Raw genomic sequence first — 12,250 nt, forward strand, 5'->3', positions numbered from 1 at the left:
GATATTAACGGATTCGAGATTAGAGACAAGCTGATTTAAAAGTCATCTTATATTTATATTCGTTGAACAATGAGCTTTTATTTTCGTAAAATACTAAGAAGTGGAAAACATATTCGTAAGTTAAGTAGCACTGACATCATAGAGTTGACTAATTTTATTGAAAATTAAAAAGAACACTTGGATGTCTATAAAATTATATTAAATAACGTACTGGGTAAAGTAATAGACTCACCCTAATAGGCAAGTCTATTAAACCAAAAACTATTTAAGATTCTTATTGACCTCTTTAAAGATAGTTTCAAATCTTGATAAAGTAGCTTCTGAAAGGCTATTAACAAAATCCTTATTACTAGCAAATTCTTTTGCAGGTAAATAATGATTAAATCTATTCTTTTTAATAACTTTATTAATTTTTGATAATATATCTTCAATTTCAGTACTTAATTCTTCCACCTTAATTTCAGCATGGGTAGATGAGAGAGAAATATTAAAAAGTTGCAGATATTCATCAATAGTAAATATATCTTCAATATCAGCTTTTTTTCTATTATCCAAAAAATCATGGAAAAATTTTATATTTTTATCAGATATAATTTTTTGAATAGTTAGACTATCAAATCTTGCCTGAGACTTTTGGTCAGTAAACGAATCTAATAGGCAGAAAATTGATAGTTTTGAACCTCGAAGTAATGAAATAAAACTAGCAACTTTATCTAAACCGCCTGTAGGCACAATTGTAATATCTTCATTTAAGCCAGTTCGTTTATTCGCATTCAAATATTCTGAAATTGTGGTCAAGTATAGTAAGTCTGAGACACCTTCTACCAATAGATTTTTTTTAGAAATAAATAAATTCTGTGCAACATCATACCCTAAAGCAGCTTGTAAAGGGAAAAGTGTATTAGGGTCTTTTTGTTGAATACTATCACTAACGATAGAGCTATCGGAGTCACTAAATACCGTTCTGACCCGATTTAATTTCGTTGTTTCTACCATGAAAGGTGAGTGAGTTGTATAAATAACTTGATACTTATCAACTAAACTTTCTAAAAAACGTAGTAAATCTGCTTGAGCAGTTGCATGCAAGTTAAGGCCTGGCTCATCTAAGAGTAGAATATATTTTGAATTTGAATCAGCCTGAATTTTGTTAAACCAAACTAAGAATGAAAAAAACCAATTAAATCCTTTACTTCTATTCTGAAGAGGTAAAGAAACTCTCGTTTTCGAGTTTTTTACTCGAATATCTAAGACATGTTCAACAATATTTGTATCGACCGTTGTAGCACTGCCATAACTTGTATTTACTTGCCTTTTCACAGTAGCTGTTTTTTTATCAATTTTAAATTCAATATTTAAGTTCTGATTTGCAGACCAATATTGAAATAGTGTGTCAGAAATCAAAGCCTCAGTTGCTTCTAATTCAGCAATAAAGTCTTCGAAATCGTCTGCATTAATAAGTTCATTCACATTAATTTCGGATAAATCTAAGAGTGCCTTTGCTGTTTTTAGATCATCCGATAGATCAACATCATCATCTAAAAAACTTTCTAGAATAATCCTTGATGGGAGTTGATAATATTCATCATAGTAAATAAATTTTGGTAAATGTCTTTTTATTAAAACACTATATGCATATCTTTCAATAAAAGTCATCCATGTAGAACTTTTGAAGAAATATTTTCTTAAAGGCTCTAACCTTTCGGTTTCATCTGGGAACTTCTTTAATATTTGATCAAATTTCTCTTCTGTTAGAGCCAACTTCAACTCAGTTTTTACATCATCACCAATATCAGATAAATTTAAGTGTTTTAAAAATAATTCAAAATTTATCGATACACCACTTATTAATGTAGATGAATCACCATAAGAACTTGTTAGGGTGATTTCATTACTTCCTTGCCAAGTTCCTTTACCTAACCTATTTTCGATTAAGCCAATTAGTTCATCTGAAATATGATAAGTGCAAATAATTGCTTTAGGTTTGCTATCCGACTTACTGATACTTTTTAGTTCTTTTCGAGGATAGTCTAACGTTTCGTTAAATTTAAACTTTTCATCATCTTCAAAATAATTAGTTTTAGCTAAACATTCTAAAACAGAAGTTTTTCCCGATTCATTCATTCCTACTAAAACAGTTATATCTTCCTCAATGTTTATTGATTGAGGAGTTGTAAATGACTTATATTTTAATATCTCAATATTTTTAAGTTTAATCATAAATATTTCTCCCTAAAATTAAATATATAACATTGATAAAGATTAACAATTTCATTGTTTCCAAGTTTACTATGACAACTCGCAAAAAACAGTTTTAATGGATATTGGGCATCACCCATTATTTCAATTAATTGAAGTAAATTTATTAAAGCCAACATCAAACCAAGTTCCAATTTATAAAGTATTTTTATCACTTAAATTTACAAAATCTATTGATGAGGAATTTAATATATTTTAAAAAATTTTAAAATATAAGCTTTAGAAATCTTTTCACTAACAAACTAAAACCCTTATTCCTCTTTTTTAGTTTTACATGACTTTAATAAAAAAAGACTACCTTATGGTAAAAATAAAAAGTTAAACCACCTAATAATTTACTTTTCAAAATCAATCTGAACTTTTTTTGTTCATCGGCTCATTCAATTTAGCAATACTTAGCCCATACTTATGAGCATTATATTGCCACACTACAAACTGTTCTAACAACATAGCGTTTTCTTTTTCCAATCTGGTATTCTTGGCTTCCAAACTCTCAATTCTAGCTTGAGCAATTTTCAAGCTTGCAGGAAGCTTTTGTTGTTTTGATTTCAATATTTTTAAAGCTGTTGGAGATTTTTTTCCTAGATCATAAGCGTTCTTAATTCTTGCAAATTTCTGTAGTGTTTGACGAGTGGGTGCAGGTACAAGTTCTAGTTGCACTTCAATCGCTTTGCATAATCGTTCCCACGTTAACTTTTCATTTGGTGACCAATAATCAAGAATTTCAACAATATCTTGAATATTCTGATCCGTTAAATGTTGTGCCATGTTAACTCCATAAATCCATTAACAAAGATTCATGCAAAACTTGCTGTTTTTCAATCTGTTTACGTTGAGTATTCTCAATAGTAGGAATGCGTTTACGACCTGCCTTTTGATACGCTAAATCAAGATGAGGGATATCTTCAGAAGATGGAAGGCTCAAAGGTGTACCATCAGGAATGTTTGGATCGTTCAATAGTGCAATCATCTGTTCACAACGTTTAATCGTTAATTCTCTCATCTCCAACCACACCGTTGCACCAGTAACATTCTTACTAACAGACTCTTTATCCTTTGCCCATAAGATTTTTTCTTTTTTTAGTCTATCTTGAAGCCGTTTTTTCTTTTCTACATCACCTTTAATACAAACATGCTCAGTGCAATTCAAACAGTTTCTATACTTTAAGCAGGGTTCATCAATATACGAATGTGTACAAAGTCCAAATTCCGTAGTGTGCATAGACAACGTGGTTTTGGTATTTAACTCCTGTAGAGTTCGAGGTGTAGCGGTCTGAAATGTAAATGTACTATCAGTATTTACTATACCAACCTCATTTTTCTGCATCTCAATTAAGCCATAATTACGATCTTCAACCGTGGTATGGTCATATACTCGATTTTGCTTCATATCAGCTCGTCCCGACCATTTAGCAAGTAACAAGCTATCCATTCCATTCGTATTTGCTATGGTATTCAATAAATGTCGGAATTGATGAGTTGTCATACTATAATTACCATGTCCCCACCGCTGAAAAATAGATTTCATATTACATAATTGGCGTTTTCCTTTTAAATTTCTTCTTGTGGGCGATAAATCTTCATTTAAGTTATTAATTGTTGGAATCCATAATTCTGAAAAGATAGTTATCTTATTTGAATGAAATTGATTATGAAAAGATGCAAATAGAGCTTCTGACCACTTAATCTGAACTCCATTACCAGTTCTAAAAGGTATATAAGGAAAGCCCTGAGGCAGTCTATTACGCAGAATAATATTTAAATCATTCAGGCAGACTGCGTAATCACTAATAGGAATCTCACGAGTTATTAAAAAACTTTTGCCACTATTTTTTTCTTTACTAGTCTCATCATATAGCGACACATCAAATCCCATTGCCGACAATACTTCACTACGTTTTAATAATTGATCATCAGGCACTTTAGGACAGAACTTATGTCTCGGAAACTTATCGCTTGTCTCAAGCAAATATGCTAAATGTCTAGGCTGTTCTGACATCTTAATCAAACGTTCAATAGCCCGTTTAACCGTTGGAATCATGACACTCGGAATATATTTAATATCATACCCATAATTTTTCTGTGCATACCATCTAATACCTAATACTTTCTCAATATTCGAACCATCTTCTGCAAGCTCTAAACTGCTCTTAGAACGCCTTGGGACTTCTTCCTCGTAGATACAATTATGCTTTAAGAAAAACAGCTCTGATGCACGTTCAGGCGCAGCTAGAAGCAAACTCACAGCACTGGTGACAAAAATATCTCTATTTGACAACTCTGAATCTTTTCGTGAGAAAATATCAGCCAATGCAAAAATAGCATCTTCATCTGGAAGCTTAGATGATCTATATTCTTCTGACTCTTTATCTAGCAGAATTACCTTATCAGCAGGCTTTTTAATTGGATTTTTCCACTCTGGTAAATTCACTATTTTTAATTGGCGAATAAAATCCAAGAGAATCTTTAAGTGTCTTCCCACATGATAAGCAGAACTTGCTTTATAACTTTTCTTTGCATTCTCAGCCGCTAAATCAAAATCAGCAATAACTAATTTAGATAAATCCACTTCACCATATCGATCTAAGCATATTTTTTCTAATACCCGAATTCCCAAAATCGTATCTTGGGTTTTTAACTTACTATTAATTCTTTGATACTTAACATACGCCTTGGCAAATTCTAGAATTGAATGATCCAAGAGATTTTCAGGTCGTCTGTCTTGTGATGGCACACCTGATTTGACAAAGTTTACTTCGCCTTTCCAATAATTCTCATCAAATCTAATATCTTCATTTAATTCTGATAACTGTTTAACAAAATCAATAAACCGCTTAATTTCGAAGTAAGGAGACTGGATTTTGTCTGATGGAAAATATATTAAATTATCCATGATTAAACTCCTTACAAGCAGCAATTACTTGCTGAACGGCAATAATCGCTCGGTCATTCACAGCAGCGACTTCAAGGCTACATCCCATTGCTATTAGATCATCTCGTTCTTTAATTAATTGCTCTAGAACTAGATGATGGGGTGCATTTGCCCAAGGCATAAACTTGCTACACAGATAACATGCTATTGGCGCATGATCCCTACAATATTGATGTGTTCCACATGAGCCAACATCACAGTCCTGTTCCACACAAGATATTCGATTAGCATCTTTAATTTGTGATTGAGCCTCTATCTCATCCTTTACAACTCTTCCTTGAAAAGCATCTGCATATTTGCGTAAGTTCTCATCCATAATGGAAGAGATTTGTTGTGCAATTTCAGGAACACTTTGTACATAGCAATGTGCATTCTGGGTATCATGATGATCTAATAGCTTTGCAATGACATTCACACCTGCTTTCTGTCGAGCGGCATTAGTTCCAAGCGTGTAACGAAACCGATATGCAGTTACAGATATTGGTTTACCAGTTTCTCTAGAGCGGATACCAAGTTTTTGAATAGCTTTTTTCAAAATTTGGGTTAATTTATTGCTCGGTATATGAATAATTTCTTTTGTCAAAATCTCTGAAATTTCATTTTGATTTCCCCAATCCAAATTAACTAACTTCTCAAAATCATAGAATAGTGGTAGCTCTGTAAACTCTTGTTCAGATAGCTCTCTCTTTATTTGTTTAGTTAATTTTTGCTTTAGAATTTGAATATGTTCAAATAAAATTTTTGCAATGCTTTCTCGAATCCCTACTTCACTAAAAGCAAATCGGAATCCACTAGCACCTCTAATTTTAGCTCTCGGAATCTTAAGGATATGAACTGCATTTTTATCATTAAAACTATATTTATCAGACACGTATAGGTCTTTAACCTTTAGTCCTGAAATTTGGATGGGTCTTCTACCAGTCGCACAAAAAACACGAATTAAAGCAGCCTCATAATAGGAAATCTTATTTTCTGCTAAATATTCGTTAGTTTTAGTGATAATTGCTTGGAATTCAAATGGGCTAAATGGGCCTTCATCTGGATCAAGAGAAAGAACGGCTGTACCTTTTTCATTCCCACCTAATCTCCATGAATCTATTAAATCGTAAATTTCATCATCTACTGAAGAGTATCCTAAATTGTAGAGTTTTTTTAAAAAGACTCTAAACTTCGCTAACTTATATTCGTACCGTTTATCATTAAAATAGTTTTTATATTCTAAAATTCCTTTTAAAGTAATTTCTGACTCTCCTGTCAAAACAGGATATTTAAGAGCATAGCGGATCATTTCTTTAGCATGTGTGCTTGAGCTATATTTAGCAAAATGTATAAAGGTATTTAAAACATCCGCCCTAACTTTCTCCGAAAATTTTGAGAGATTCAACATATTAACTGTGTGATTAATATCTAAAACCCATGTATGATCATAAATATCAACTTCAAAGCCTTTGAATGAAATAAAAGAATTTGGCGGTTTATCTAAACTATCAACTTGAAGTAATTTAGTCATTTTCATCCTCAAATTTTTCTTGAATACTTAAACCTACTTCTATAGCTCGTTTATTTTCTGCACGTCTTGAATATCTTCTCGCACTTTGTGAGTTAGGTATCCATCCCATCAGATATGCACGATCATTTTCTACTTTAAATTCAGTTGTTTTACCTGTTGCCACTAAAATTTGAGATTTCTCAGAAAATTTATCATTCCAAGTATGTCTAAATGCATGTGCATGTACATTAAATGCAACAGTTCTCGAAATTTCAGAAAAGATTTTATCAAGAGCATTGATTGAAAGTGGCTGGCCTTTATTTGATAAAATTAAATAGTCCGTAAGTTCTACATTCGGCACGGTTGACCTATAATTTAAAATATAAGTTTCTAATTTTTTCTTTAGATTTTTATTGACTGCAATTGATCGACTTCTAGTTTTCACCAAGGGTTGATATAGTCTAGAATCACTCCCATCGTGAGGGTTACGTCTTATAGTAAGATATACAGCACCATTCTTTTGGGATGTTATATCTGTAATTTTTAAATTTAATAATTCCCCTTTACGACATCCTAGATACAAAAATAGATAGATAATCAGCTCATTTCTATAAGTAATATAATCTGAAATCCAAATACGATTCTGAGTATCAGGATCAACCGCCTTTAAAATTTTATATAATTGCTCACTATCAAAGGACTTATATTCAGACTCAATATCCATGGACTTTCGAGGTCTACGAGATGTAAACAAGCGTTTTGTGTTTGTTATTGCTGATGAATGAAAATATGTCTCTAACCATCCAATATACTCAGCAAAATTAGTTAAACGCCTATATATTAATTGTTTGGACACATAGTCCTGAGTAACAACCAATTTTGCTCTAGATCGCTCTCTGTTATTACCTTTTGGAAAATTTATAATTTTTTTATTTGGAGTCATTCCATCTAATCGGCTACGACTAAAACTGGCTAAATTTGATATAGCTTCGATTTCATTTAATTCCAAAAAGTCTTTACTTTTTATCCTTTGTTCTAAGTCAATTCCTAACTTATCTAACAACTGGAAGAGTAACTTAATATCTTCCAAATTAGCTGAAATTGTATTAATTGATTGACCACGATTTCTTAAATGAATAATCGTATATAAATTTGGATAAGTCATAGGAATACCATCACTATCCAAAAGAACAGCAAATCGCTCGCCACTACTCATTACAAATCTTTTAACAGACATCATGGCTAAAATTAACAAAAAATCTAAGTATTAAATACCATAGAATATAAGTAAAAAAATTTACAGAATTATTTCTAATATCTGTAAATTTTTTATTTAATTTATTGTTAAATAATAAAAAATATTAAAATTTAACAAAATGGGGGCTATAGGGTGTACTAGAACGGTAAGTCGTCGTCTAAATCAGCTGGTGCAGATGCTGGTTGTTGTGGCGCTTTAGGAGCGAAACCACCACCTTGTGGGCTATTGCCACCATTACCGAAACCGCCTTGGCCACCATAACCACCATTGTTTTGGCCGTAGCCCCCACCTTGGTTGTTATTTTGATAGCCGCCACCTTGTTGAGGCGCGTTAAAACGTGGTTGGTTAAAATCATTACCGCCAGCAAAACCTTGTTCACCTTGTTGACGAGCATCTAACATTTGCATCTGGTCGCCACGGATTTCTGTAGTGTAACGTTCTTGACCATTTTGGTCTGTCCACTGACGTGTACGTAATGAACCTTCGATATAAACCTTAGAACCTTTACGTAAAAACTGCTGAGCAATTTCCCCTAAACGGTTATGCAAAACAATACGGTGCCATTCTGTTTGTTCTTTACGTTCACCTGTATTTTTATCGGTCCAAACTTCACTTGTTGCGATAGAAAACTGGGTCAACGAGCCCCCATTTGGAAAAGTTTTTGTTTCAGGATCACGACCCAAAGTACCAACCAAAATAACCTTATTTACACCACGCATTAGCTGTCTTCATCCTATACATTTCTATGTTTTACTTTATAAGAGTTATGCTTAAATGGCTACCTCTTTACCGAACAACTGCGTTAAATCACGTCGCGAAGCGTCATCAAGAGACTGTTTATCGACTTTAATATAAGCAACTTGCTGGTCAGGCATCACCACAACTTCTTCGATACCACGAATTGCCAATAGTTGTGTGGTCCACTCATTCACCTGTTGCACTTGCGGCAATGGCAGCACAATAGATGACAAATACCGCGGCTGAGCTAAACCAAAACTAATTAGCAGCCATATTATAGCAATCCCTGCTAAGACACTCCATCCAATCGCAGTATTATGTAACATCAATAATTGACCACCTAGTGTGCCACCAAAAAAGGCACCTAAGAACTGGCTACTGGCATTTACCCCCATAGCGGTAGCTTTCGACTGGATTGGAGCTGATTTTGACAGCCAAGAAGGTAATAAAGCCTCCATGACATTAAAGGCAATAAAGAAAATACCTAAGCCTGCAAGCAAGACATATTTAGACTGATAACCAAATATCAGTAATAGTAAACCTGCAAGAATACCTGTAATTGCTGTTAAGAAAATGCCGCGCATTTTGCGATATTTTTCAGCGATGATAATGCTAGGAAATGCAAAAAACAGACTAATAACCAAAAGTGGCAAATACACCAAACCGTGGCTCGCCAAAGGAATATGCGCAAACTCAATAAGCTGTGACGGCACATAAATAAACATGGCGGTCAGCAATAAATGCAATGCAAAAACCGAAACGTGTAAACGGTTTAAATCACCCATTTGAATGACTTGTTTAAGCTGTGCCATGTAGCCTTGCTGGTAATTACGATGGTGACGAGTGACTTTAGGCACCAGCAATAACATCGCAATCGCGATCAAACCCATGATGGTTGTCACAAAGAACAAACCAGAAATACCTACAAGGCTTGTGAGCCAAGGCCCAAGACTAAAAGCGACTACAAAAGACAAGCCAATACTCATCCCCATGGCAGCCATGGCTTTAGTACGCTGCTCTTCACGCGTCACATCGGCTAAAAGTGCCATAACTACTGCCGAAACTGCACCCGCCCCAGCGATAGCACGGCCAATAATTACGCCATAAATGGTGTCAGATAATCCGGCAATTGCACCACCAATAGCAAAGAGTAACAGACCAAAGACCACAAGCGGTTTACGGCTAAAACGGTCAGCAAGTAAGCTAAATGGAATTTGTAAAATGGCCTGACTTAAACCATAAATACCTACAGCCAAACCAATGAGTGCTGGAGTCGCATATTGATATGACTGCCCAACTACAGAAAAGACAGGAATAATCATGAACAAGCCCAACATGCGTAGTGCAAAAATACTACTTAAGGCAAAAGTTGAGCGACGTTCCAAAGCATTCATCATATCAATACACGTTATCAAACTAAGTAAATTATAAGCCGATTCGTTTCTAAAAATACGGGACACCTTATTTAAAATAACGATTTGGGCTTAAAAAAATAAAGAGGCGTTTAGCCTCTTTAGTTTATCGAAGTTTGCTGAAAATTAGCTTAAGGCGACTGTTGCTCGCGCTTCGAATATTGAATTGAAGCGATAACCGCCCAAACAATGAACGCTACACCAATTAAACCTGTAACAACTTCCGGCACATGCACGCCTGTACCACTTGCAATCATAATGAATGCTAAAGCACCGATCGCATAATGCGCGCCATGTTCCAAGAACACATAGGCATCTAGTGTGCCTTTTTCTACAAGATAAACTGTCATTGAACGGACAAAAATAGCACCAATTGCAAGACCGAGCATAATCACGACAACGTCGCTAGTAATGGCAAATGCACCAATTACACCATCAAAACTAAATGATGCATCTAACACTTCAAGATATAAGAAACCACCTAAACCGGCTTTTACAACACCAGAAGCAGCGCCTGATCCATCTTGTAATACAGCATTACCATTTTCATCAATTTCAGGTTCGCCGCCCAACAAATGACTGAGCACTTCAACGCCAATATAAACCACAATGCCCCAAATACCGGCCATAGTTACAGCTAAACGTTGATGGTCATCGACATAACCTGCCATCACAATTAAGGCAATCAAAGCAAGAAATACAGACATTGCTGGTACGCTTGCCAAGCTTGCAAGTTTAGATTCAAGCCATCTAAACCAATGCGTTTCTTTTTCGTCATCAAAGAAGAAGTTTAAGAACACCAGTAATAGGAATGTTCCACCAAAAGCCGAAATTTCAGCGTGATGAGCCATTAAACGTTCAGAGTAGGTTTTCGGATCATTAAGTGCCATTTTGGCTACTTCGATAACACCCATATCAGCAGTCACTGCAACAATCACGACTGGGAAAATCAGACGCATACCAAAAACGGCGATTAAAATACCTACCGTTAAAAAGATCATTTTCCAGAACGGGTCCCAATTACGGAGAACCGATGCATTCACGACCGCATTGTCAAAAGATAAAGAAACTTCCATCACAGCTAAAATCGCGGTAATGGTTAAAGCTTTAAGCATGGTTGACACGCCCGCTTCAGGTCCATGGGTAAAACCCCAGTAAGCGGATAGTGCTAAACACACCACCGTAAAAAATATCGAAAATCGGAAATGCTTCATGGATCAGACCTATACCAAGAACTAAATTTAATCTTTCTTAAAACCGCGGCTATTATATCGATAATTAACCACAAAACGATGTTGTTTTGTGCCGTTATTCACTTTACTTTATCTCACTGTTTAATAAAGAAATTTATAATATTTCATTAACTTATTAATCGTATTAAATATTTTCTTGCGATATATCTATCATTATTATTTTTGTATTTTAAAATTGATTTAAAATCGGGTTTAGCTGTCTTATTTTAAATGGAATGTTTTTATGCTTTTTTCTCAAGAACTTTGGCAACGTAATTTAAATTTATATCAAAAAATTCTCGACCTGCCTTTTAATCAGGAACTTGCTAACGGTACTTTAGATAAAGAAGCTTTTTGTCATTATGTTATTCAAGATGCTCAATATTTAGTGGCCTATGGCCGTGTGCTGGCTGTTGCAGCAGCTAAAGCTTTTGATGCTGACGATATTATGCAGTTTTCAGATGCAGCTAAAATTGCAATTGTGGTCGAGCGCAGTTTGCATGACGACTTTATGAAAAACTTTGGGGTAACTAAAGAAGAATTTAAAAATACCCCATTGACCTTGGCAGGCCATCATTACACTTCATTTTTGACAGCAACTGCTTGGTCTGAAAGCTACCCTGTTGTACTTGCTGCTCTATTACCTTGCTTCTGGATTTATGCCGAAGTCGGTAAAGACATTGTGAGTAAGTCTGTCCCAAACAATCCTTATCAGGCATGGATCGATACCTACGCAGGTGAAGAATTCCATACCGCCGTTCGTAATGTGATTGCGACGGTAGATAAAGTTGCCGCACGTTGTGATGCAGATACTTTAGAGAAAATGCATGCAGCCTATACCATGGGTGCAAAACTTGAATGGTTATTTTGGGATAGTGCCTACCATCAAAGACAATGGTTAGGTTTAGATCAGATCTAAAAATAAGATGAGTT

9 protein-coding genes are annotated in these 12,250 nt (G+C 34.7%); 1 reads left to right on the forward strand and 8 read right to left on the reverse strand.

Annotated features, from left to right (window positions below; genetic code table 11):
* Positions 1–261: 261 nt before the first annotated feature.
* The 8 genes from GO593_RS05235 to GO593_RS05270 all read right to left on the reverse strand — a co-directional run bounded on the left by GO593_RS05235 (position 262) and on the right by GO593_RS05270 (position 11,299).
* On the reverse strand, positions 262–2,217 hold the full coding sequence (locus GO593_RS05235; RefSeq protein ID WP_000593543.1) for an AAA family ATPase: 1,956 nt from the start codon (positions 2,215–2,217) through the stop codon (positions 262–264).
* Between the two features lie 387 nt (positions 2,218–2,604).
* Entirely contained in the window at positions 2,605–3,024 is a 420-nt protein-coding gene (locus tag GO593_RS05240; protein WP_000046992.1) for a hypothetical protein, read from the reverse strand.
* Between the two features lies 1 nt (position 3,025).
* Positions 3,026–5,149, reverse strand: coding sequence for a hypothetical protein (locus tag GO593_RS05245; protein WP_000369336.1), 2,124 nt, complete (start codon positions 5,147–5,149; stop codon positions 3,026–3,028).
* The gene (locus GO593_RS05250; protein WP_000163911.1) at positions 5,142–6,698 is read right to left on the reverse strand and encodes a site-specific integrase; all 1,557 of its coding nucleotides are present in this window, start codon (positions 6,696–6,698) and stop codon (positions 5,142–5,144) included. Before GO593_RS05250 ends, GO593_RS05245 begins: the two co-directional genes overlap by 8 nt.
* Positions 6,691–7,917 (reverse strand): site-specific integrase, encoded by a 1,227-nt coding sequence (locus tag GO593_RS05255; protein WP_002147669.1) that lies wholly within the window; start codon positions 7,915–7,917, stop codon positions 6,691–6,693. The genes GO593_RS05250 and GO593_RS05255 overlap by 8 nt, the downstream gene beginning before the upstream one ends.
* Before the next feature lie 155 nt (positions 7,918–8,072).
* Positions 8,073–8,654 carry a single-stranded DNA-binding protein gene (ssb, locus tag GO593_RS05260; protein ID WP_001215080.1) on the reverse strand — a complete coding sequence of 194 codons (582 nt, stop codon included), beginning with the start codon at positions 8,652–8,654 and terminating at the stop codon, positions 8,073–8,075.
* Between the two features lie 51 nt (positions 8,655–8,705).
* Positions 8,706–10,070, reverse strand: a complete 1,365-nt coding sequence (locus tag GO593_RS05265) for an MFS transporter (RefSeq protein WP_001985116.1) — start codon at positions 10,068–10,070, stop codon at positions 8,706–8,708.
* Between the two features lie 146 nt (positions 10,071–10,216).
* A complete protein-coding gene (locus tag GO593_RS05270; protein WP_000680211.1) occupies positions 10,217–11,299 on the reverse strand; it encodes a DUF475 domain-containing protein in 1,083 nt (360 codons plus the stop codon).
* A 262-nt stretch (positions 11,300–11,561) separates the two neighbouring features.
* Between GO593_RS05270 and tenA the strand changes: the two genes are divergently transcribed.
* Complete coding sequence (gene tenA, locus GO593_RS05275; RefSeq protein WP_000899418.1) at positions 11,562–12,236, forward strand: thiaminase II; 675 nt, start codon at positions 11,562–11,564, stop codon at positions 12,234–12,236.
* The last annotated feature ends 14 nt before the right edge of the window (positions 12,237–12,250 follow it).

This window comes from Acinetobacter baumannii (assembly GCF_009759685.1).
Classification (GTDB): Bacteria; Pseudomonadota; Gammaproteobacteria; order Pseudomonadales; family Moraxellaceae; genus Acinetobacter; species Acinetobacter baumannii.

What these genes read in the sequence shown, in the direction of transcription:
- GO593_RS05235 (WP_000593543.1), bottom strand. Translation starts at nt 2,217, where the DNA reads ATGATTAAACTTAAAAATATTGAGATATTAAAATATAAGTCATTTACA.
- GO593_RS05240 (WP_000046992.1), bottom strand. Translation starts at nt 3,024, where the DNA reads ATGGCACAACATTTAACGGATCAGAATATTCAAGATATTGTTGAAATT.
- GO593_RS05245 (WP_000369336.1), bottom strand. Translation starts at nt 5,149, where the DNA reads ATGGATAATTTAATATATTTTCCATCAGACAAAATCCAGTCTCCTTAC.
- GO593_RS05250 (WP_000163911.1), bottom strand. Translation starts at nt 6,698, where the DNA reads ATGACTAAATTACTTCAAGTTGATAGTTTAGATAAACCGCCAAATTCT.
- GO593_RS05255 (WP_002147669.1), bottom strand. Translation starts at nt 7,917, where the DNA reads ATGATGTCTGTTAAAAGATTTGTAATGAGTAGTGGCGAGCGATTTGCT.
- ssb (WP_001215080.1), bottom strand. Translation starts at nt 8,654, where the DNA reads ATGCGTGGTGTAAATAAGGTTATTTTGGTTGGTACTTTGGGTCGTGAT.
- GO593_RS05265 (WP_001985116.1), bottom strand. Translation starts at nt 10,070, where the DNA reads ATGATGAATGCTTTGGAACGTCGCTCAACTTTTGCCTTAAGTAGTATT.
- GO593_RS05270 (WP_000680211.1), bottom strand. Translation starts at nt 11,299, where the DNA reads ATGAAGCATTTCCGATTTTCGATATTTTTTACGGTGGTGTGTTTAGCA.
- tenA (WP_000899418.1), top strand. Translation starts at nt 11,562, where the DNA reads ATGCTTTTTTCTCAAGAACTTTGGCAACGTAATTTAAATTTATATCAA.